At 41.4% G+C, this 22981-nt stretch carries 26 protein-coding genes; all 26 read right to left on the bottom strand.

Annotated features, from left to right (window positions below):
- Nucleotides 1-1098, bottom strand: coding sequence for a flagellar biosynthesis protein FlhF (gene flhF, locus SALPA_RS22885; RefSeq protein ID WP_145099453.1), 1098 nt, complete (start codon nucleotides 1096-1098; stop codon nucleotides 1-3).
- Nucleotide 1099: 1 nt separating this feature from the next.
- Complete coding sequence (gene flhA, locus SALPA_RS22880; RefSeq protein ID WP_145099450.1) at nucleotides 1100-3169, bottom strand: flagellar biosynthesis protein FlhA; 2070 nt, start codon at nucleotides 3167-3169, stop codon at nucleotides 1100-1102.
- 20 nt (nucleotides 3170-3189) lie between these two features.
- Nucleotides 3190-4296, bottom strand: coding sequence for a flagellar biosynthesis protein FlhB (flhB, locus tag SALPA_RS22875; RefSeq protein ID WP_186451307.1), 1107 nt, complete (start codon nucleotides 4294-4296; stop codon nucleotides 3190-3192).
- The gene (gene fliR, locus SALPA_RS22870) at nucleotides 4283-5068 is read right to left on the bottom strand and encodes a flagellar biosynthetic protein FliR (RefSeq protein ID WP_145099444.1); all 786 of its coding nucleotides are present in this window, start codon (nucleotides 5066-5068) and stop codon (nucleotides 4283-4285) included. The genes flhB and fliR overlap by 14 nt, the downstream gene beginning before the upstream one ends.
- A gap of 45 nt (nucleotides 5069-5113) precedes the next feature.
- The gene (gene fliQ / locus SALPA_RS22865) at nucleotides 5114-5383 is read right to left on the bottom strand and encodes a flagellar biosynthesis protein FliQ (RefSeq protein ID WP_145099441.1); all 270 of its coding nucleotides are present in this window, start codon (nucleotides 5381-5383) and stop codon (nucleotides 5114-5116) included.
- A gap of 10 nt (nucleotides 5384-5393) precedes the next feature.
- Nucleotides 5394-6131, bottom strand: coding sequence for a flagellar type III secretion system pore protein FliP (gene fliP, locus SALPA_RS22860; protein WP_145102199.1), 738 nt, complete (start codon nucleotides 6129-6131; stop codon nucleotides 5394-5396).
- Nucleotides 6132-6181: 50 nt separating this feature from the next.
- Nucleotides 6182-6754, bottom strand: a complete 573-nt coding sequence (fliO, locus tag SALPA_RS22855) for a flagellar biosynthetic protein FliO (RefSeq protein WP_145099438.1) — start codon at nucleotides 6752-6754, stop codon at nucleotides 6182-6184.
- A gap of 16 nt (nucleotides 6755-6770) precedes the next feature.
- Nucleotides 6771-7133 (bottom strand): response regulator, encoded by a 363-nt coding sequence (locus SALPA_RS22850; RefSeq protein WP_094607599.1) that lies wholly within the window; start codon nucleotides 7131-7133, stop codon nucleotides 6771-6773.
- Between the two features lie 39 nt (nucleotides 7134-7172).
- On the bottom strand, nucleotides 7173-8273 hold the full coding sequence (fliY, locus tag SALPA_RS22845; protein ID WP_145099435.1) for a flagellar motor switch phosphatase FliY: 1101 nt from the start codon (nucleotides 8271-8273) through the stop codon (nucleotides 7173-7175).
- On the bottom strand, nucleotides 8266-9270 hold the full coding sequence (gene fliM, locus SALPA_RS22840; protein WP_145099432.1) for a flagellar motor switch protein FliM: 1005 nt from the start codon (nucleotides 9268-9270) through the stop codon (nucleotides 8266-8268). The genes fliY and fliM overlap by 8 nt, the downstream gene beginning before the upstream one ends.
- 94 nt (nucleotides 9271-9364) lie before the next feature.
- On the bottom strand, nucleotides 9365-9817 hold the full coding sequence (gene fliL / locus SALPA_RS22835) for a flagellar basal body-associated FliL family protein (protein ID WP_145102198.1): 453 nt from the start codon (nucleotides 9815-9817) through the stop codon (nucleotides 9365-9367).
- A gap of 92 nt (nucleotides 9818-9909) precedes the next feature.
- Nucleotides 9910-10107 carry a flagellar FlbD family protein gene (locus tag SALPA_RS22830; protein WP_021167586.1) on the bottom strand — a complete coding sequence of 66 codons (198 nt, stop codon included), beginning with the start codon at nucleotides 10105-10107 and terminating at the stop codon, nucleotides 9910-9912.
- Between the two features lie 79 nt (nucleotides 10108-10186).
- A complete protein-coding gene (locus tag SALPA_RS22825) occupies nucleotides 10187-12124 on the bottom strand; it encodes a flagellar hook protein FlgE (RefSeq protein WP_145099429.1) in 1938 nt (645 codons plus the stop codon).
- An 85-nt stretch (nucleotides 12125-12209) separates the two neighbouring features.
- Complete coding sequence (locus SALPA_RS22820; RefSeq protein WP_145099426.1) at nucleotides 12210-12614, bottom strand: TIGR02530 family flagellar biosynthesis protein; 405 nt, start codon at nucleotides 12612-12614, stop codon at nucleotides 12210-12212.
- Nucleotides 12607-13032 (bottom strand): flagellar hook assembly protein FlgD, encoded by a 426-nt coding sequence (gene flgD / locus SALPA_RS22815; protein ID WP_145099424.1) that lies wholly within the window; start codon nucleotides 13030-13032, stop codon nucleotides 12607-12609. The genes SALPA_RS22820 and flgD overlap by 8 nt, the downstream gene beginning before the upstream one ends.
- A gap of 17 nt (nucleotides 13033-13049) precedes the next feature.
- Nucleotides 13050-15020, bottom strand: coding sequence for a flagellar hook-length control protein FliK (locus SALPA_RS22810; RefSeq protein ID WP_145099421.1), 1971 nt, complete (start codon nucleotides 15018-15020; stop codon nucleotides 13050-13052).
- A gap of 41 nt (nucleotides 15021-15061) precedes the next feature.
- Nucleotides 15062-15721 (bottom strand): MotE family protein, encoded by a 660-nt coding sequence (locus SALPA_RS22805; RefSeq protein ID WP_145099418.1) that lies wholly within the window; start codon nucleotides 15719-15721, stop codon nucleotides 15062-15064.
- Nucleotides 15722-15739: 18 nt separating this feature from the next.
- Complete coding sequence (locus SALPA_RS22800) at nucleotides 15740-16282, bottom strand: lytic transglycosylase domain-containing protein (RefSeq protein ID WP_145102197.1); 543 nt, start codon at nucleotides 16280-16282, stop codon at nucleotides 15740-15742.
- Nucleotides 16283-16287: 5 nt separating this feature from the next.
- Nucleotides 16288-16740: a flagellar export protein FliJ gene (fliJ, locus tag SALPA_RS22795; RefSeq protein ID WP_145099415.1), complete on the bottom strand. Its 453-nt coding sequence runs from the start codon at nucleotides 16738-16740 to the stop codon at nucleotides 16288-16290.
- A gap of 22 nt (nucleotides 16741-16762) precedes the next feature.
- Complete coding sequence (gene fliI / locus SALPA_RS22790; protein ID WP_145099412.1) at nucleotides 16763-18076, bottom strand: flagellar protein export ATPase FliI; 1314 nt, start codon at nucleotides 18074-18076, stop codon at nucleotides 16763-16765.
- Nucleotides 18073-18858 (bottom strand): FliH/SctL family protein, encoded by a 786-nt coding sequence (locus SALPA_RS22785; protein ID WP_145099409.1) that lies wholly within the window; start codon nucleotides 18856-18858, stop codon nucleotides 18073-18075. The genes fliI and SALPA_RS22785 overlap by 4 nt, the downstream gene beginning before the upstream one ends.
- Entirely contained in the window at nucleotides 18851-19861 is a 1011-nt protein-coding gene (gene fliG, locus SALPA_RS22780; RefSeq protein WP_145099406.1) for a flagellar motor switch protein FliG, read from the bottom strand. Before fliG ends, SALPA_RS22785 begins: the two co-directional genes overlap by 8 nt.
- Nucleotides 19862-19874: 13 nt before the next feature.
- Nucleotides 19875-21443: a flagellar basal-body MS-ring/collar protein FliF gene (fliF, locus tag SALPA_RS22775; RefSeq protein ID WP_145099403.1), complete on the bottom strand. Its 1569-nt coding sequence runs from the start codon at nucleotides 21441-21443 to the stop codon at nucleotides 19875-19877.
- A gap of 89 nt (nucleotides 21444-21532) precedes the next feature.
- Entirely contained in the window at nucleotides 21533-21829 is a 297-nt protein-coding gene (gene fliE / locus SALPA_RS22770; protein ID WP_145099400.1) for a flagellar hook-basal body complex protein FliE, read from the bottom strand.
- A 9-nt stretch (nucleotides 21830-21838) separates the two neighbouring features.
- A complete protein-coding gene (gene flgC, locus SALPA_RS22765) occupies nucleotides 21839-22273 on the bottom strand; it encodes a flagellar basal body rod protein FlgC (RefSeq protein ID WP_145099397.1) in 435 nt (144 codons plus the stop codon).
- Between the two features lie 5 nt (nucleotides 22274-22278).
- A complete protein-coding gene (gene flgB / locus SALPA_RS22760; RefSeq protein ID WP_370516718.1) occupies nucleotides 22279-22662 on the bottom strand; it encodes a flagellar basal body rod protein FlgB in 384 nt (127 codons plus the stop codon).
- Between the last annotated feature and the right edge of the window lie 319 nt (nucleotides 22663-22981).

Genomic DNA, 22981 nt, shown 5'->3' with positions numbered 1-22981 from the left:
TTAATCCCTCAAAATCATATTCGCTAATTTGGTTGAACTAATTAACTCAATATCATCTGGAACACTTTGTCCTGTAGTCATATATGATAAAGATGTCGGAAAATGATATACCAAATTTAGGATAGTTCCCAAATTACTTGCTTCATCCACTTTTGTAAATAAAATTTTTTGTGGAGAACAAATCGAAAATTTATTTACTATTTCTAAGACATCACGATATTTAGTTGTAGTACTCAAAACAAGATGTGTTTCAATATCTGGATCCACTGACAATAATGCCTGGAGTTCCGTTAATTGGCATTGATTGCTAGGACTGCGGCCAGCGGTATCCACTAGCACCAAATCCTTATCCTGATGACGGCAAAGAGCAGCCTTAAACTCATCAGGCGAATATACGATTTCAATGGGTACGCCAATAATATCACCATACGTTTTTAACTGCTCAACAGCTGCAATCCGATATGTATCAGCGGTCAAAAGTGCTACCTTATATCCCTCTTTTAAAACAAAATTAGCAGCTAGCTTAGCAATAGTCGTCGTTTTCCCAACACCGGTCGGACCGATCAAAGCCACCGTCTTACAGCTTGAGGGCATTATATCAATTCCATCAATTTTGGGGAAGTAATTAACAATACGATCAGCTAAAAGCTTACGAACACTCGCATGATCGCTGCCGGCAATCAAGTTTTCATCTGGCAATCCTTTAATAAGGTTGGCAGCAATCACCGGATCGATATCATTCTTAATTAATAAGTCCATAAGGGGTGATAATTCTTTATCATTTTTACCAAGTTGGCATACCATCTGCTCAATCATTTTTCGCATAGTAGCCATTTCCATCTGTAACGCCGATATTTTTGTGTCATCCGTATTGGCTACAGGTGGAGTAGTAATGATGGGCTGCTTTTTCTCGACAATGGTAGTCTGAACAGTATCTATGGCTGCCATAATCTCAACCATTTCTTTGCCGAAAAAACCAAAAATTCCCCCTCTTTTAAACCGTCGGGTATGCAAGATAACAGCATCTCGTCCTAAATCCTGCTTTACATGAGCCATTGCTTCTGCCATATTGTGTGCGGTAAATAGTTTAACTTTCAACTTACAATTTCACCATCCCTAGTGCCTGTACTTCAGCTTTTGGATCTATTTCAGCATAGGATAAGACCGTTAAATTGGGCGCCACACGTTCTGTAAGTTTGCGAAAATATAGCCTAGCTCCCGGATTTGTAAGAACTACTGGCTGATAACCCATATTCGTAAGCTTAGAAAGTTCATTTGTAAGACTAGTAATTACAGCTTGCACCACTTTCGGCTCTAATGCAACATAGGAACCTTGTTCAGTGCGCTGTACTGAATTAACGATTGTGTTTTCCAACTGCGGATCAACCGTTAAACAGGTTAAAATATTATTATTTACAAATTGACGGGATATTTGGCGAGAAAGTGCATGCCGAACATACTCAGTTAGAATTTCCGTATCTTTTGTTAATTGAGCATAATCAGCCGCTGTCTCAAAGATTGTTACCAAATCTCTAATAGAAATTTTCTCACGTAACAAATTTCCCAAGATTTTTTGAATTTCACCAATTGATAAGAGATTAGGTGTCAATTCCTCGACTACAGTTGCATTATTTTGTTTAACAGACTCAACCAAGGTTTGTACTTCTTGTCGCCCTAGAATCTCAGCCGCATGGCTTCTGATAATCTCAGTAAGATGTGTTGCCAAAACAGACACCGGGTCAACTACCGTATAACCCGCAAGCTCAGCTTGCTCACGATAAGTCTCTTGAATCCACAGTGCTGGCAACCCAAAAGCCGGTTCCACAGTCTCAATTCCTGGCACCGATTCAAAAGCCGCACCTGAATCCATCGCTAAAAAGTGATCTAGCATTAATTCGCCTCTAGCAATTTCAATCCCTTTTAATTTAATTACATAGATACTAGGTTTCAACTGAATATTATCACGAATTCGTATTGTTGGAACAATAAGCCCTAGTTCTAATGCACATTGGCGACGAATCATAACCACCCGGTCTAGTAAGTCACCGCCTTGGCTAACATCAACAAGCGGGATAAGACTATAACCAATCTCCAATTCCATCGGATCAACCTGTAACAAAGCAATGATATTTTCGGGCTTACGGACCTCTTCTTTTTCGATTTCCTCTTGTTGAGACATTTCTGTTTGAACATCTGTTTGTTGAGTTTTAACGAGCGCATAACCAATAACACCAGTAATCAGGCTGATCGTCAAAAACGGAATACCAGGTAACCCTGGAATTAAGCCTAAAAGCAATAATACCCCGCAAGCGATAAAGAATACGCGGGGATTATTGATAAGTTGACGAGTAAGATCTGAGCCTAGATTAGAATCAGAAGCAGCTCTGGTTACCACTATACCAGTAGCCGTAGATATTAATAACGCCGGTATCTGATTAACCAAACCTTCACCTACAGTCAACAACGTATAGGTATGAAGCGCTTGCAACACATCCAGGTCACGCTGCACCATCCCAATAATAAAACCGCCGACAATATTAATTACAATAATAATAATAGCTGCAATGGCATCACCTTTAACAAACTTACTGGCACCATCCATCGCACCATAAAAATCAGCTTCCCGCTGAATATTACTGCGTCGTTCACGCGCGTCCTTATCCGAAATGAGCCCGGCATTAAGGTCAGCATCAATGCTCATTTGTTTACCAGGCATAGCATCCAAAGTAAAACGTGCGGCAACTTCAGCGACACGTTCGGCGCCTTTGGTGATTACAATAAACTGAATGATAATCAAAATAACAAATACAATAAAACCAACTACCGCATTACCACCAACTACAAAATTACCGAAGGCAGCAATAACTTCCCCCGCATGGCCCTCAAGCAAAATAAGACGTGTAGAAGATACATTAAGCGCCAACCGAAATAAGGTAGCAATTAAAAGCAATGATGGAAATACTGAAAAATCTAAAGGCTCAATATTATAAATAGCCACCATTACAATAATTACAGCCAGCGTAATATTTAATGTCAATAAGAGGTCAAGTAACATTGTTGGCAGCGGAATAATCATCATTCCGACAATAGTAATAATAAACACAGCCACCATGACGTCACTATATTTTTCTAGATTTGTAAATAGTTTGGATTCTCGCATAACAGCCATCTATTTTATCGCTCCTTCTACTAGGACAAGCGTTTCTTCAAGCGATATACATAAGCCAGGACTTCTGCAACCGCTTGATATAACTCAGCAGGTATAACATCGCCAATATCTACCACAGGGTATAAGGCACGGGCTAACGACTTATTCTCTACAACGACAACTTTATTATCCCGTGCAATTTGTTTGATACGCTCAGCCAAAAAATCCTGACCTTTAGCCAAAACTACCGGAGCTGCCATACTTTTCTCATATTTAAGGGCAATCGCCAAATGAGTAGGGTTAGTAACGACTACATCGGCTTTGGGAATTTCTTGCATCATTCGCCGCATCGCCATCGCCCGCTGCCTTTCCCTGATTTTACTTTTTATTTGCGGGTCTCCCTCTGTTTGTTTCATTTCTTGTTTAACTTCTTCCTTAGACATCTTCAAACTTTCATTATGTTCCCACCATTGATAAATATAATCAAATATTGCCAAAATCATCATAACCGTAATAATTTGAAAAGCTAAATCCATAATCAACGAACCAGTTAATCTAAGCGAGTCAATTAATTCCATGCTAATTAGTTTAGAAATATCACTTATTTGAACAATAGCAAAGCGATAAATAAAGTAACCAATAATACCCACTTTAAAAAGAGCTTTTGCAAGTTCAACAAGTGATCTTTTCGAAAACAGTCGCCCAAAACCAGATAGCGGATTAAGTTTACTAAAATCCGGCATTAATACTTCGGTTGAAAAAACGACTCCTACTTGCATAAAGTTAATAACCACTGATATCACCATAATAACTAAAAGAATCGGCAAGACTGTCTTTACCATAACTAATCCCACATTAAAGAATAATAACTGAACAGCATTAATCGTCAAATCTGTGGTAGTCAGACCAGACAAAATAGCTGTCATGTAGCCTGCTAATTCATTATATACACCAACCCCAACCAACTTGAGCGTATAAAAAGCAGCCAGAATGACGAAAGCAGAACTAATCTCAGAACTTTTGGCCACTTGCCCCTTTTTCTTAGCATCCGCTTTTCGCTTAGGGGTAGCTTCTTCCGTTTTTTCGCCATTAAACAACTGCAAATCAAAGGTATTCAGTTTATACTGACTATCTTTAACTTGAGGCAAAGCTTTCCAAGAGGCGGTACATATTATGAAAACCCCCACTGAAAACCACCTCCAAAAATGCTATATAAAACGGCAAAGCCAACGATAGTACAAAAATGCCGACAATAATTTTGCCCGGCATGCCAACAACAAAAATATTCATTTGCGGCATAGTACGGGCCAAAATACCTAACGCAACATCAGTAAGCAGTATTGCTACCACTACTGGTAAACTAATCTTAATTGCAATGATAAAAATATCTCCAACCATGTCGACCACAATATTGGCAAGTTCGGGACGAAACAATCCGCGAGTTACCGGAATACTTGTAAAACTGTAAACAATGGCTGACAAAAAAAGATGATGACTGTTACTAGTCAAAAACACTAATATAGCTAAAATATATTTAAAATTGCCAACAAGTGGTACCTGCTGGCCAAATTGAGGATCTATGACATTAACCATTCCAAAGCCAATTTGTGTATCTAATAAGGTGCCTGCCATCTGTATTCCATAAAAGATAAATGAACATGCAAAGCCCATAATCAAGCCAATTAAAAATTCACCAATTACTACCGCCATATAGGAGAGTACAGCATCTGGGATAACAAGGTTAGATTGGATTAATAGTGGTAACAAAATATAGGATATTAGTAATGATAACCCAGCCTTTACTATTAACGGAACATTTTTAGCACCAAAAATAGGAGCTGATGAAAATATCCCACTCAGTCTTGCAAAAATCAACAGGAAAAATCCCAACTGGTTTTGCAATAAAGTAAACAGATCCACTCTTTCTTACCACCTATCATTGGTAGAACTACCTCATCTTCTCCGTTAACGAACCATAGTAGGCAGACTCAAAAACAAGTCTCTGGTATAGGTAATCAATATACTCAGCATCCATGGACCAAAAACAAGTACAGCAACAAAAACAGCAATAATTTTAGGGATAAAGGCAAGTGACTGCTCTTGTATTTGTGTTGTCGCCTGAAATATGCTGACCGCAACACCAACAACCAGCCCCAGAATGAGCATCGGGGCTGACACTAGCATAACCATTGTCAAGGCATCACGACCAATCTGAATAGCCATATCACCAGACATAAGCGCCCCCCTACATAAAGCTACTGACTAATGACCGTGTAATCAAATGCCAGCCATCCACCAATATAAATAATAATACCTTAAAAGGTAATGATATCATTGACGGCGGCAACATCATCATCCCCATAGCCATGAGGGTACTAGCCACGACCATATCAATAACAATAAATGGAATATAAATCAAAAAACCAATCTGAAAAGCAGTTTTAAGCTCACTAATAATAAAAGAAGGAATTAATACCGTTGTGGGAACATCTTCCGGTCCATTGGGCCGAGGCATCTCTGACAAATTTACAAATAAGGCTAAATCGTTTTCACGAGTTTGCTTAAACATAAATTCACGCATCGGTTTCACTGCCTCAGTCATTGCCGTTTGTTGATCCATCGTCCCAGCCAGCATAGGCTGTAAGGCATTTTGATTCACCTGGTCGAAATAGGGAGACATCGTATAAAAGGTCAAGAACAGCGAAAGCCCAACTAAAACTTGATTCGGAGGCATCTGCTGAGTTGACAAAGCACTGCGTAAAAATGACAATACTATAATTATACGAGTAAATGAAGTCATCATAATCAAAATAGACGGTGCCAGTGAAAGCACCGTTAACATTAACAGAACTTGCAGGCTAAGCGCAACATCCTGAGGACTATTTGCTTGTTCCACACCAACATTAATGTTGGGAATAGGTATCAGCGGCGCGGCTCCAGCTACAGCTGGAAAAGCTAGTACAATAATTATGGTCAAAATCAAACCATGTTTTTGCCAAGATTTCACATAGTTAATCCATTGTGACACTCTATTTACCTCTTCCTACTATCGGTATCCTGCTCCTTCTCGCGAAATTCGGGAGTGTCGGAAGTAAAATTAAAAAGGGATTTTTTTTGCATTTGCCTAAGCATACCAATTTGTCGATCAAAAACACTGCTGAATTGTTCCGGAGGCATAGCGACAGTTTGAGTAGCCTTAAGTTGCTCAATATCTGATAAAGAGGTAATCTCATTGAGCATCGTAATACTTTGCTCGGTTACTCCCAATACCATAAACTTGCCTGCTATCTCTATTACATAGATAGCACGATTAGGCCCCAAAGACAATGTAGCATAAACCTTACCGCTGCCAAATCTACCACCGCTAGTCATTCTTTGTCCTAAAAACCGCGAAGTAAGATAAGCAAGGGCAAGAACTAACAAAAAAGTTAATAGTAACGATACAATATAACCACTGGTTGCAAGCCAAGATGAGGTTGCTGGTTGAGGCTCCTGATATTTTAAATATTCGCCCGTTTCAGCAGCAGCCAATACCTGACCTGTAAACAAGAATAACCAACTAACAAATACTAGGATACTGCCGTTAACGCGCAAATTACCAAACATCTATTAATTCACCTGACTAACCAACCGCTTTGCGGACAGCTTCCAAAACACGATCAGGCTGGAATGGCTTAACAATAAAGTCACGGGCACCTGATTGAATTGCTTCGATAACCATAGCCTGCTGTCCCATTGCGCTACACATAATAATGATTGCACTAGCATCCATCTTTTTAATTTCTTTTACGGCTGCAATTCCATCCATTTCCGGCATAGTAATATCCATAGTGGTCAAATCCGGTTTAAGTTCCTGATATTTTTCTACCGCTTTGAGACCATTTTCTGCTTCGCCAACTACATCATACCCATTTTTAGATAAAATATCTTTAATCATCATTCTCATAAAAGCGGCATCATCAACAATTAAAACTTTAATGGCCATTAAACTTATCTCCCCTATCTCAAATAAAATTCGGAATTACTACTGAAGATGGCTAGCTCGTTCCAAAGGAGTTATTATATCGGTAATCCGTACGCCAAAGTTTTCATCAATTACAACAACCTCGCCTTTGGCAATTAGTTTACCATTAACCAGAACATCTACCGGTTCTCCCGCAAGTTTGTCCAATTCAACTACTGAACCTGGTGTCAATTCTAAAATATCGCGAATTAGTTTGCGAGTCCGCCCCAGTTCAACCGTAATCTGTAGTGGAACATCCATAATAAGGCCAATATTAGCATCCACACCAGGCATCCCTGCTGGTTTTAATGCAGCGAACTGCACAGGCTGTACAGCAACATTTTGCACTGATTGCTGTTTAGGTTGGGGTGCTGGCTGAGCGGCGGCAGGAGCAGGTTGCGGCGCAGCTGTTGGCTGCGGTGCAGCTGGAGCTGCTGCTGTGGGTGTTTGCACTGCATTTAACAGATTTTCAACCATTTCTCTAGCAACATTAATAGGCAATATCTGCATAAGCTCACTGTCAATAAGATCCTCTACTTCCATACGGAAAGACACCCGCACTAACGAATCGTCACCAGAAACGATACTATCAATATTAGGATCAACCGCAAAGTCAAGCAGATTGACTTTTGGTGGAGCAATATCAACTTTTTTCTTAAACATAGTCGATATGGAGGTTGCCGTTGAACCCATCATTTGATTCATAGATTCACTAACAGCACTCATATAGAGTTCATTTAGTTCTGTTGGCGGATTAGTGCCATCCCCCCCCATCATTAAGTCGGCGATAATTAACGCATCCTGCTCGCGTACCGCCAAAATGTTGGTACCTAACAGGCCTTGTGTATACCCTACCTCAATGACTAAATACGGCAACGGATATTGGCGCTTAATTTCATTTAAGCTAGTTATCGAAACCTTAGGTGTAGTAATAGATACTCGTCTGCCTAAAAGTACAGACAGCGTCGTAGCAGCAGTACCCATAGATATATTACCAATCTCACCTAAAGCATCTTTTTCAATATCAGATAAATCTTGCCCAGCCGGAGATGGCGAGGCTGCAACTGGTTCGCCTCTTAGCAAAGCGTCTATTTCTTCCTGGGACAGGAATCCATCACTCATTATTATCATCTCCTTGGGAAATTACTTGAGTTATTTGTACTGCATTTCTATTAGCAATAAGACCTGGTTTACACTTAAATTTTTCTCGGCTGCCAATCATTAGGCTTAGGTCATTTTCCGCTTTTGTCTCCAGCTGCAATACATCACCCACACCTAAATCTAATAGTTCATGGACAGTAACTGTGGCCCGCCCAAGCTCAACTATAAAAGGAATCAGCGTTCTTTCAATTTTTCGTTTTAATACATTCATGGTTTCCGGTGATGCCTGCTTAGCAGTGGCAGCAGACACCCAGAAGGTTGTCGTCAATTTGGACATAATCGGCTCAAGTACCAAATACGGAATGCAAATATTCATCAAACCTTCAGCCTGGCCAATCTTAGCTTGCAGAGTAATAAGTACAACCATATCATTAGGAGGAACAATCTGGGTAAACTGTGGATTGGTCTCTAAAGCCTCCATGCGGGGTTCAATCGCTACAACCTGTTTCCAGGCATCCTGCATGTTCTCCATAGCTTTATTAATTACTTTCCGGATAATCGCTTCCTCAATATCGGTCAAGGAACGTGGCTTAGCAGGTGGTAACCCTGGACCGCCAAATAATCGGTCAATGATAGCCAGTACAATATTAGGATTTATCTCTAATATTGCATTACCTTTAAGTGGTCGCATCTGAAAGATACTAATAACACTGGGGTTGGGCATTGACCGGATAAACTCCTCATACGTCAGTTGGTCAACAGAGGCCACATCAATATGAATAAGTGTCCGAAGATGCGCTGACAGGTATGTATTAAGCAAACGCGCAAAGTTTTCATGCAGCATATAAAGAGTACGAATTTGATCCTTAGAAAACTTATCTGGGCGTTTAAAATCATATATTTTAATTTTCCGCTGTTTTTCTTCGGTTTTAATCTCTTCAGCAGTTACAACACCTGTAGATAAAGCTGACAAAAGTTCGTCGATCTCAGATTGTGATAAAACATCGGGTCCTGCCAATCCTCCCCCTCCTTTCACATAAAAAAGTGTTATGTTACTACACCTTAGCTAACTACTAGCTGTTTTTTATTATACTAAAAACATAAATGTAAAGCTACTGTAAAACAAAATTGGTGATATAGATATCATATACACGATCTTCGCCAAGTGTTGTATTAATTTCATTTTTTAACATTTCTTTTAACTGATCTTGCTTAGTTGGGTCAAAGTCTTCGATCTTTTGTGAACGCAAAACGTAAACAGCAGTATCTAGTATCTTTATTTCTTCAGGTGAGAGCGTTTTCCCTTCCTTGGCCGCTGTATTTTTACTTGGTTTCAATTCCACAATAACGCCAATTTTAAGATAGCGTCCACTATTTACACCACCAATATTGAGAATCAACCCGTCTTTTGCATCACCGAGCTTAATAAACTGACCTGGCTCATGCTGAGAATTTTTTTTCTCAACCGTTTGATCTGATACAACTCTGGTTGCAATTAAATACGAAATACCACCGGCCAAAATCAAGCCCACCACAATCAAGATGATAATTACCATCATCGACATCTTTTTGGGTTTTTCCTCTTCAGCCACTGTCTCACCTCCATTATACAATATTTGTATTACTTATCTTGCCGCCAATCCCAAGGCATTGCATTTTAACGCATATTTCTGAATAATGCCCGGCGATAATCCATTACCTTACGCACAATCTCATCCATGGCTTCTTCCACAATCAGCTTCTTGCCGCTAGTCAGGGTAATTACTGTATCTGGTGTCTCTTCTATGGTTTCAATCAATTCGGCATTCACTACAAAATCACAATCCTGAGACTTAAGTTTTGTAACCTTTATCATATCTATCCCTCCCCCTTACTATTGTTTCAAAAAACAGGTAGCGGAAGGGAGGCCTTCCCCCCGCTACCTTTCCCTAAGATTATCGTTTCAGATTGGCTATTATCTCTAGCATTTCGTCAGCAGTAGTAATATCTTTAGAATTTGCCTGAAAACCACGCTGGGTAATAATCATATCACTAAATTGCTCCGCTAAATCAACATTAGACCCTTCCAAGCTTCCTGGTGCAAAAGCGCCGTCAGAAACAATCCGACGTTCGCCTGAATTAGCCGATTTAACATAGTAGTTGGAGCCCGCCTTTTCCAGACCGCCGGGATTACTAAAGGTAGCCAAGGCCACCTTAGCCAGCGTCATTGTCCGTTCATTACTGAAGGTACCAATAAGTTCTCCGGAAGTATTAGCCACAACATTTTTCAGCGTACCGGCCGCATAACCATCAGTAGTGGTAGCCATAATAGTGGATTTGCCACTATATTGGGTAAGAGCCGGAGTGCCATCTTCTGAAAAGAGATTCATTGTCACCGGGAAGTTGGTAGCGCCAGCACTGCCAGGTACTGTAATCTGTGGCCCACCATTAGGCGAAGTTGGTGAAATTAAGACACCCTTGGAATTAAAAGCAATTTTATCGTTAGTAACATCAACATTTTTACCGTCTACCTTGGCTGACACACTCCATTCACCTGGCACACCGGTTTTTGTATAAGTATATTCAACTTTATGGGCTCCTCCCAGACTGTCGTACACATTGAGCGCGGCATTAGCGGTATCAGCCGCATCAGTTGTAATGCCTGACATGTCTAGCGATAATCCATTTACTGCAATCGTAGAAGTATTAACACCTTCAACGATAAACGTAGCAGGCGTAGCAGGAACAGTAACAGGAGTAACAGCAATAGTACTAGTTACGTCCTGCACTGTACCGCTAGCATCAGTATAAGTAGCCTTAGTAACTTTCCATTCATTTTCAGTTGTATTAGCAGTCTTCGTAAGCGTTATTGTATATGGCACACGTTCATTACCATCAATAACCTCAACAGTAGTCTCTACAACAGCACCTTCTTGGGCATCCGCAGGTAACACACCACTTAGTTTAATTCCAGTATCATTGGCTGCTGCAGACAAATCGGTTTTCCCTTTTAAAGCATCAGTTGCTCCCGCTATAATACCAGCGGTATCGACAGCAACCGTCATAGTTCCGCCTTTACCATTGTCAATGGAAAGTGTACTCGGCGACATAGCTGTCCCTACCGTAAAAGACTGTCCACCAATTGTGCTGTCACCAGTTGTAACACTCCAGGTATTAGTACCAGGCTCGCCCGTTTTTTTGAAATTAACGGTAACAGGTACCTGTGCGCCACTTGCCAAATAAGTTTGCACCTGAAATGACACTACTTCACCCACAGCCGTATTTGCATTCAACGTTCCCTCAAAATTCATTTTCGTATCTGCGGTAGCAATACCTGCCGCTATACCCTTACCATCTCCACTCAAGTTATTCGCAATGGCAATCTCGGTAGATACTTGGGGTGGCATTGAGGTTCCTTCCGGAATCTGAATAGCGGTAAGCGATCCTGTTGCATTTATCTCACCGGCAGCGTTTGCCATCCAGCCCATAACTTTGAGACCTGTGCCAGTGACACCATAAATGCCACTACCATCAAAATCAAAATTGCCTGCCCTGGTATAATATTCTTGTGTACCATCGCTGAGAATAAATAAGTTTTTACCTGTGACAGCCAAGTCAGTCATCTTGCCAGTCGACTGATAACTTCCATCGGTAAAGATAGTATCAATACTAGCCACACCGACACCCAGTCCAACCTGCACCGGGTTAGTGCCGCCGCGATTTCCTTGGGCAGCAGATGCCCCTTGTATCGTTTGGCTTAAAACATCCTGAAAGCTAACTCTACTGGCCTTAAACCCAGTTGTATTAACGTTGGCAATGTTATTGCCAATAACATCCATCCGGGTTTGATGGTTTTTGAGACCTGATACACCGGAAAATAATGCACGCATCATAGTAAAAATGACCTCCAATTTATATCTAATTTAGTGACTGCTTCTGTCATTCAGCAGCCTGAGGGCTCCCTCAAGAGGTCCAGCCCTAAACAATTACCGCACTATCAATATTGGTAAATACATTATCCTTAATGTTGGCACCATCCATAGCTGTTATGACAGTCTTATTTTTGACACTAACGACAAATGCCAAATTATCATTCATCAGGATCAGTGACTCTTTAGCCCCTTTTTGGGCGGCTTTCTCCACTGCTTGGCTCAGTTTGCTTAATTGGGTACTGTCAAGTTGGATTTTACGGCTATCTAAGCGTTGTAAAGCATGTTGGGAAAATTTAACTCCGGTTATTTCCTGTTGTAACAGTTGATTAAAGTTAGAACCATTCGTTGTTTTATTAGCAACCGGGTTCGCTTTAGTTTTGTTGGATGCTTGGACAGATGAACTAAGCGTAGGCAGAGGCTGGTACGAATTATAGATACGATTATCAGGCATTCGTACTTACCGTCGTAGGGAATTCGACCCCGGTTATTTTGCTTAATTCAATGGAATCAGAACCAATTACCAACTTAGGCTCACCGTTTACTAACCGTACGGAATTAACTACACCTGTCTTTACTTCAGCATTGCTGCTATTTGTCCAAGTTACTTTCATCCCAATCAGGCTGCTGGCCTGCGTCATCTGCATCGACGAGTTCAAGTTCTTCATTTGTTCCAAACTCGTGAACTGCGCCATTTGCGAAATAAACTCCTTATCTTCCATTGGATTCATCGGATCCTGGTACTGTAATTGGGTAATTAGTAGTTTTAAAAAATCATCTTTACCAAGAGTATCACTCGTTTTTTGGGTAGTTGTTGTGTTAGTAGTGGCCGAAGATTGACTATTGCCAGCAACTGAATATGTAGTAGCCATGTTAACACCTCCTTTTTCTAAATACGGTAATCTACACCGGATTGCAAGCCCATTCCAGAACTATTCCCACCTGTTAATTCACCATCAATAGCTTCGACAAAATCATCTGCAGAATTTTTATTAGTAAATTTCATTAACTGCTGGCGCGAGTTTTGATTTTGATCCTGATTGTGCTGAAATTGGCTAAGGCCAGCATAAACACTAACATTATCCACTTTAATCCCCGTACTAGCTAATTCTTGTTTGAGCTGAGACAAAGACGCCTCAAGCAAACTGCGCACTTCAGGATTATTAGAATGGAAGCTGGCATTTACCACACCATTTTCAATTGCTACTTTCAGGGTAAGTTCTCCAAGATGCTCTGGTTTGAGTTTCATAATCATTTCAGTATTTTGCGGTTTGGTAATAATTTTTGTTTGCTCCACAATTTGATCAAGGACTTGATATACATCAGCAACAGGAGTTGTTGGCGATTGAGTTTCGGTAGTTTTAGCTGACATCGTTAACCCATTTGCAGATACTAGTGCAGCATCTAAATTCTGAGTAAACGCCGAGAAATTCATTACTTCATTACTTCCAGGGGATAGAACTTGTGTACCCTTGAAGGTACTGGTATCTGTTAGATTATCTTTTTGACCGCTAAGGTCTGATTGTAAAGCTTTGTCCTGCTGGTTTGTTCCAACAGTCGGTATAGCTATTTGTTCACCAGTTTGCTGCACTTGCTTGCTAGCTTTGCCGTTAGCATCTTGGGTTGTTTCTGCTTTTATGGCTTGTGCTTGCAGTCCTGCTACCGCTTGCGGTAAAATTGTGCTATTTGCAGTTGGCATTGCTTCTACCTGCACGGCTTGGGTTTGTTGTATATTTGTTGCTGTTTGCGGTAGAATTGTGCCAATCCCAGCTGCTGTAGCGTCTATCTGCAATGCCTGGGTTGGTAGGTCTGCTGCCGCTTGCGCTACGGCTGTGCTATTTACAGTTGGCGTTGTTTCTAGCTGCAACGCCTGAGTTGGTAGATCAGCTGCCGTTTGCGCTACGGCTGTGCTATTTACAGTTGGCGTTGTTTCTAGCTGCAACGCCTGAGTTGATAGGCCTGTTGCCGCTTGCGCTACGACTGTGCTATTTACAGTTGGCGTTGTTTCTAGCTGCAACGCCTGAGTTGATAGGCCTGTTGCCGCTTGTGCTACGGCTGTGCCATTTACAATTGGCGTTGTTTCTAGCTGCAACGCCTGAGTTGGCAGGCCTGTTGCCGCTTGTGCTACGGCTGTGCCATTTACAGTTGGCGTTGTTTCTAACTGCAACGCCTGGGTTGGTAGGTCTGCTACCGTTTGCGCTACGGCTGTGCTATTTACAGTTAGCGTTGTTTCTAGCTGCAACGCCTGAGCTGGCAGGCCTGTTGCCGCTTGCGCTACGGCTGTGCTATTTACAGTTGGCGTCGTTTCTAGCTGCAACGCCTGGGCTGGTAGGCCCGTTGCCGCTTGTACTAAGGCTGTGCTATTTACAGTTGGCGTTGTTTCTAGCTGCAACACTGGGGTTTGTATGCCTTGTGCCGCTATTGCGGTAGGCACTTGTTCTAAAGACACCAAAGACTGGGTATTCACAACTGGTGGATTTGCCTCTGCCATAGCAAACAATATCTGTGTGGTTAAAACAGGATTAATCAGGTTCATTGATGCGTCTTCAGCAAACAGTGCGTTTTCTTCAGACTGGTTTGTTTCATCCTCAGAATTCTCGTTAGAATCAACTGCCATTTGATCATCGGCAACAGTATCCTTTTCCTTAAACGCATTGTTTAGCACAGCATTCATAAGATTGCCAGCAGTAACCTGTTCCTCCACTTTGACAGTTATTTCATTCGTCTGGGAAACAGCATTGCTAAGCACATTGCTAAAGCTAGTCTTGGATTCGCTTTTAGAATTGCTGCTTGAGCTAGTATTAGTCGCCGTTTGGAATAAACCAGCCTTGGTTAGGAACAAATTAAGCGCTAGATTCATTTTTCTCACCTCCCTTCACTGGTTTGCTTTGCACTATCACGCTATAACCTAGGTACTTGAGGCTGACCTCTAAGCATATCCTGGGTTATGCGAGCAGCACGCGTGGAGTCAAATAAGGCTAAAATTTTGGAAACTTGCTCTTCTTCCATTTTTCCCAAAATAGAGATAACAGTTGGATCATCTAGTTCTTTCATAATAGCTACCGCTGCCTCTGGTTTCATTCCTCCATAGAGTCGGGCTAACTTTGAGGTGCGCTTAGCTTCTTCTTGACGCTTAATTTTATCCTGCTTTTCTAACTCTTCTTTGGTAATGATAGTAGATCCTGGAAGTTGAGGCGTCGGTAACAGCGAAGTTGCTGGCAGCTGAGCCTGTTTGGGATCACCCGGTACTATTGGTTGATTGGTAGCCACATCTTCTTCCAGCTCTACCGGCTCAAAGTTCGTTTTGGGAAAAAACTGAGCAACTACCGGGTATTGCGATAAATTCGCATCTCGGGTAAGTTTCTCTAGATCAATCACTTTTAAATATATTCCGGCAGCAAAACCTATGGCTACCAAAATACACAGTACGATAAGGATGGACAACACTTTAAAAATACCACTAGATTTTGGTTTGGAAGCCTCGGCCTCCGGAGCTATCTTAGGAGCCACTATTGGTACTTGTTTAGTCTTGGTGGCAGGAGTTTTAGGTTTTTCAGCCATAATTAATTATAGACTCCTCTACTTAGCCAGTGATAGAACTTTGGCTACATAGTTACGGGTTTCACTGTACGGCGGAACACCATTGTAATTTTTTACTGCTTGTGGTCCGGCATTATAGGCAGCTACCGCTTTAGTAACATCGCCATCAAAAGTATTCAGCATCTGCTTCAGATATTGAACACCACCATCAATATTCTCACGCGGATCATTAATATTACGCACTCCGAGTGAGCTGGCGGTTTCGGGCATAAGCTGCATTACACCGACTGCGCCAACAGGAGAAACAGCCTCTTGAGATAGTCCTGATTCAGCTTCGGCAACAGCCATTGCCAGTTTCGGATCAACACCATATTTCGCAGCAGCTACCTGTATCATCTTGGCAATGTCGCCGCCTTGAGTGCTGCTGCCGGCTGTGGGGTTTGGACTATTTGTTGATAGCTGGGCATTAGCAACTGAAAGTGTTGTAGCAAAATCACTGCCCGATTGAGTTGCTGGAACTGCTGGGGTAAAGCGCCGTTCTATGGCGGCAATCCGCTGAGTTACTTGGTTGACACTTGACATCATGGTTATTCACTCTCCTTGTTACGCATAAAAGCCTGCGTTCCAAGCTCATCAAGAACTTTTTGTTCTTCTTGCAGTAGTTCGGTATGATACTGTTCTAAACGTTTTTCCCGTAAGTTATCAACAAGTTTTCTTTGTTTCATGGCAACTTCCAGGCCAGCAAGGCACTCTTGACGGTAAGTTTCTGCCTTAGCAACTTGTTCTTGCTGATGAATAATTTCTCTCTTAATTTTATCGATATAATAGCCGAAAGTCTTAAGAGTTTCAATGGTTGGAGAACCAGACTGTTCTTGGCTGAGTAAATCAAGACTGACTACTAAATTATTTTGCAATTGATTCAGTAATTCTTGTTCTTTGTATAAGCGGATACTGGCCTCAGTCATCTTGAGCTGAGCCTGTTCTTCCTCCATTTTTCGAAATTTAAGTAGCGTCTCCAGGCGAAACCGGAATTTCTTCATAGCCTACCATCCTCAGTAACTATTAGGCAACAATCATTTTTAATCGTTTAATAGTCTCGGACATAGGCATATTCTCATCTACATCCTGTTGCAGAAAAGCTTTAATTTGGTCAATGACCGCAATAGCATGATCAATGTTAGGATTACTGCCTTGGGCATAGGCACCAATATTAATTAAATCTTCGGCTTCGCGATAGGTAGCAAGTAAAGCCCGTAGTCTTTGAGCACACTGTATATGTTCTTTGTCAACAATTTCCGTCATTACCCGGCTAACACTATTTAATATATCAATGGCGGGATAATGATTTAGTGCCGCCAAACCTCGAGACAACACAATATGTCCATCCAAAATACTGCGCACAGCATCAGCAATCGGTTCATTCATATCATCCCCGTCAACTAATACGGTGTAAATGCCAGTAATTGAACCTTGATCACCAGTACCTGAACGTTCTAATAGTTTTGGCAGCATGGAAAATACGGAAGGGGTATACCCCCGGGTAGCAGGTGGCTCACCGACTGTCAGCCCCACTTCACGCTGAGCCATGGCAAAACGTGTTACTGAATCCATCATCAGCATGACATCCATGCCCTGATCACGAAAATACTCAGCAATGGCAGTAGCTGTCATTGCTCCCTTAATTCTAACAAGGGCCGGTTGATCAGACGTTGCCACAACAACTACAGAGCGTTTAAGGCCTTCTTCACCTAAATCGCGTTCGATAAATTCTCTCACTTCCCGGCCACGTTCACCAATAAGGGCAATTACACTAATATCAGCCTCTGTATTGCGCGCAATCATGCCTAATAGCGTACTTTTACCAACGCCACTTCCAGCCATAATTCCTACCCGCTGACCCCGTCCGAGTGTTAACAAACTATCGATAGCACGTACACCTACTCCAAGCTTTTCTTCAATGCGACGGCGGGTTAAAGGCGGTGGCGGCATAGTACTAAGCGGATAGTCGGTACTGCTAAGTATCGGACCTTTATCATCTATCGGATTACCAAGCCCGTCTAAAATGCGTCCTAATAATTGACGTCCTACACTTACCCTGAGCATTCTATGAGCTGATACCACTTCGCAGCCTGGTCCAATACCTTGCAGATCACCAACAGGCATCAGTAAAATGCGGTTCTCTCTAAATCCCACAACCTCAGCAGGAATTGGTTCTCCTTTGCGAGGATAAACATAGCATAACTCTCCCAAATTCACACTAGGTCCTTGTGATTCCATCACTAAGCCAATTATTTGCGTAATCTTACCGTTTAGTTTCATGTTATCCGCATTAGCTATTGCAGACAAATAGCGAGAGGAATCAAATGTTTTACTCATGGTAATACTTCCTCAAGGGCCTTGTGAACTAGTTCCAGCTTAGTATCTAATCTTGCATCAACAGTACCTAACGCTGTTTCAATAATACATCCACCTAAGGCTACAGTATGATCAGCGGTTATCGTAATGGTATTATCCCGCTTGAGCATTAACTGCAAATCACGTTTGGCCATTAGCACCATTTCATAATCTTCAGGATTAACTCTGATTGTTATCTGATCCTGATCGCTAACCTTGTCTAAGGCTTCCTTAAGTATTGGCAAAATTGTTGTCGGATTATCGGCAATCTCTTTCGCTAATATTTTACTGGCTACAGCAAGTGCAATTTCAACGATTTGCCGTTCGGCATCAAGAAACATTCTGGCAGCTTCTTGTTCAGCTGTTTGAATAAGGTGTTGGGCTTTTTCAAGAGATGACTGCATCGTTTGTTGCATATCAGCAAGTGCTGTTTGATTACCTTGATTATATCCTTCTTGATAGCCTTGTTCACGGCCTTCCTGATGGCCTTGGGTTTGAGCTTCGTTGTAAGCCTGCTGCGCTTGCTGAGCTGTCTGTTTTGCCTTGCTTTCGGCCTCATTCAAACACTGTGCAGCGGTTGTCTGAGCCTTAGCCATGATAGCTTCGGCTTCAATACGAATTGCTGCCAAATCAATTTCCGGTGGTGGAGCAGGCAGTGGCTGTTTCTCTTGCACTATCACTGGCTCAGGAACAGATAATGGCCTATGCTTGATGATAACCGGCGACTTTCTTTGACAAAGCACACTTTTTATAATTTTAGACAATTATTTCGTCTCCTTTACCACGCGAAACAACGATTTCGCCTGATTCTTCGAGACGACGGATATTATTTACAATTTTCTGTTGAGATTCTTCCACATCTCTTATGCGTACAGGACCCATATATTCGATTTCTTCCTTAAGCATTTCAGCAGCCCGTTTGGAAATATTCTTATAAACCTTATTAGCCACTTCACTGGCTGTTGCTTTTAGGGCCAATGCCAAGTCTTTATTATCAATTTCTCTAAGCACAAGCTGGAGTGATCTGTCGTCCAACAATACAATATCCTCGAAGACAAACATACGTTTTTTGATTTCTTCTGCTAATTCAGGGTTTTGTACTTCCATATTTTCAATAATGGTTCTCTCTGTAGTCCTGTCAACACGATTAAGTATTTCAACAATGGAGTCAACGCCACCAGCTGCTGTAAAGTCTTGCGTTACTAATGATGATAATTTGCGTTCAAGTATTCTTTCCACATCCCGAATAACATCAGGCGATGTTCGATCCATGGTAGCAATCCGCCGTGCAACATCTACCTGTCGCTCCGGCGGCAATGCGGAAACAATAGCAGCAGATTGTTCTGGTTGGAGATAAGCCATGATCAACGCAATTGTTTGGGGATGTTCATTTTGGATAAAGTTAAGCAATTGGCTTGGATCAGTTTTTCGTGCAAAGTCAAACGGACGAATTTGCAGGCTAGTGGTGAGACGGTTGATTATCGATACTGCTTTATCAGCCCCTAGCGCTTTTTCCAAAACCTCACGCGCATAATCTAAACCGCCGCTGGAAATATATTCTTTGGCTAAACACATTTGGTGAAACTCATTTAACACTTTATCTTTTTGTTCTTGTGATAATTTACGTTGATTAGCAATTTCCAGCGTCAGCTTCTCAATTTCATCTTCCTTCATATGCTTTAATACCTGGGCGGAAATGTCAGGCCCTAAAGCAATTAATAAGATTGCTGCTTTTTGCTTGCCTGTCACTTCATTTGACTGATACATAGCGGGCCTCCCGTCATTCTTCTGCTAACCAAACCTTCAGAATCTGAGCCACATCTTCAGGGCGCGATTTGGCAAATTTCTCAACCGTACTTCTTTGTTCAGCCCGTTCTTTTTCCTGGACATTCATTTCTTCTTGAGCAGCCTCTGTTTCATCCACTATAGGTTGCGCTTCAAGTGAAATAGCTTCCAGCAATTCTTCTTCTTCTTGCGCACGACGGCGAGCATACCGTCTGTATAAATAGTATAGAATAGCACTAATAATAAGAGCTGCAAGTCCAACTTTCAGCAAAAATGCCTGTTGCTGTTTGTTAGCATATTCTTCGTCTTCTTTGCGTTGTTTGTCGGCCAATTCTGTATTGAACTGTATTGGTTCAACAGCAATTGTATCTCCCCGGGTAGGATTAAGCCCAATGGCCGATGCGACAGTTTTATTTAAGCTTTCCTGCTGCGCTCTGGGCATCGCTGCATCTACAAGTACTGCTACAGTTAGCCGCCTGATAGCACCAGGAGTACTTACTACTTTTTCCTTTGTTTCATTAATCTCGTAATTACGGGTTGCTTCCCGCTTTTCATAATTGGATTGCGAATTATTATTATTATTAGCGACATAGCCGGGAATATTGGTTGTCGTTCCGGGAACACCCCCAGGAGCTGCAGCAGAGTTCCCTTGATAACTCTCGTTAGTCTCCTGTGAACTTCGGATAATACCTTTATCATCGACAACAGGCTCAAAAACTTGGCGATCCATAGTTCGTTGGTCAAAGTTGAGTTCAACATTAACCCTCGCCGCAGCCTTACCAATACCCAGAGTCTGATCAAGTAATGATTGTACGTTCTTTTGCAGGTCTTCCTGTACTTTTTTGGTCATTTCAAACTGAGTAATCGCCGCAGTGCCGGCCAGAGGTGGCGTTTCTGAATCTGATTGGTCATTTAAAACCCGTGCCAAACTATCGACAACAGTAATATTCTCCGGTTTTAATCCCTGAACACTATGGGCGACCAAATTAACGATGCCTTTTACTTGTTGCTGGCTCAGTTTTGCATCTGGTTTAAGTTTAAGCATAATGGAAGCCGTCGCTGGTTTTTCTGTTTTTTTATAGAGACTATCTTCTGCCATTACAATATGAACTCTGGCTTTTTCTACTTCTCCCATTTGTTCAATTGTTCGTGTCAACTCTCCCTGAACGGCTTGCAAAAGCTGCACTTTATTCTGAAATTCCGTTGCGCCAAACTTATTTTGCTCAAAAATTTCAAATCCTTTATTTCCTCGTGGCAGACCCTGACCTGCTAATTCCAACCTTAGCTTATGTACATCTTGGGCCGGAACTAAAATGACAGTACCGTTACTGCCAGTTTGAACTTCATAACCAACCTTCATTTCTTTCAGTTTTGCAGTAACTTTAGCTGCGTCTTCGGCTTCAAGCGTAGTAAACAATGGTACATTGTCGGGGCGACTTCCCCACCAGTAACTCCATGCTAGAATAGAAACAAATACAAATGCCACTGTACCAAGAATAATGTACTTATGTTTTTTATCTAATTTTTGCCAAAGACGCAGAGACTGTTCTTTCAAGTCAGTCATGTCTCCACCCTTTCAGTTACGGAAAATACTCGTAATTACATACATTATAGTTGTCTATTTGCTTATGCTGAATCATTTTCAATCAAGCATTACACTTGCATTCTCATAATTTCCTGATAAGCATCGACAACTTTATTGCGAACTTGCATCGTCAGTTGTAAGGCCACAGTCGCTTTTTCGGCAGCTATTGTAACTTCAGCTATATCCTGAATTTTGCCTGTAGCTAAATTTATTGACGCTTGACTTGCTTCATTTTGCAGCTGATTAACATTGTTTAATGCTTCATCTAAAAATTCGCCAAAGGTTTTTTCAGGCTGTTTAGCGCTTTCAGAGGTCTCAATTATCTTGCCAGTAATAGGCGCTAATTTTAAAGCTTCAATTTGCATTTATACCTCCTATTTCCCAATATCTAAGGCTTTCATGGCCATACTCTTGGCTGCATTCGCAGCAGTAACATTAGCCTCATAAGCTCTAGAAGCAGTAATCATATCCACCATTTCACTAACGATACTAATGTTAGGCATCTCGACATATCCTTCCTGATTAGCATCAGGGTGGTTAGGATCATACATAAGCTTAAAGGGTGTCGTATCTTTTGTAATTCCGGTTACCCGAACACCATCGCCTGTATCCATTTGCTGGGACAGTATCTGTCCAAAAGAAGCTTGTTCAGAACGTGGTTCAAATACCACCATTTGCCGGCGATAAGGGCCACCTTCAGCAGTACGGGTAGTGTTGGCATTAGCTATATTATTAGAAATAACATCCATCCTTAGGCGTTCAGCAGTCATACCAGAAGCGGAAGCGTCAATGGCCTGAAATAATCCCATAATACTCATTTCCCTCCGTTAATTACAGATTTGAGATTAGAAAAATATTTATTAATCCTATCAGCAACTGCATTATAATAAATCGAGTTTTTTGCCAAGCCTGCCATTTCGCTATCAATATCCACATTATTGTCGTCATTGCGAAAAGAAGTAGTAGTAATCGTGTTTATCGTTGGTTCTACATCATTTATTCCGGTTGATTTTACTGGCAAATGTCGTTCGTGAGTTCTGGCAATTGGAGCCTTTTCAGAACTCATAGCTAACTCCAGCTGATTTTCAAAACTCACTTCACTCTTCTTAAACTTAGGAGTGTTTACATTCGCTATATTATTGCTAATAACTTTATGCCGCAATGAAGCGGCGCTTAACGCTTTTTCTAATACAGACACCTGCGATGACTGTAAGAGTGAATTAAGCATTTTTGCCAGCCCTCCTTTACCTTAATACTTTAGGATTTTGTCTGTATAATCGAAAATTATTTCTACAAATTGACATATTATTATTTCTACAAAATATGTGAAAATCCTCTAACTTTTTTATGAAAAATGTTTGTCCGGCTTAAACTTAGGACCTTTGCCCTATCACGTCTACATAATACCAGGCCCAAGCTTTTCAATTGCCAATTAATGTTGTAAATTGTTGTATCGCTCAAAAAATTTTCGATTACTTTTTCGTTTTACTCTAATATAATCAATGTAACTTAAAAAA

It is taken from the genome of Sporomusa sp. KB1, from assembly GCF_007830295.1.
Taxonomy (GTDB): Bacteria; Bacillota; Negativicutes; order Sporomusales; family Sporomusaceae; genus Sporomusa.
Note: the sequence above shows the minus strand (reverse complement) of the source record. Positions and strands in the feature narration are given on the sequence as shown.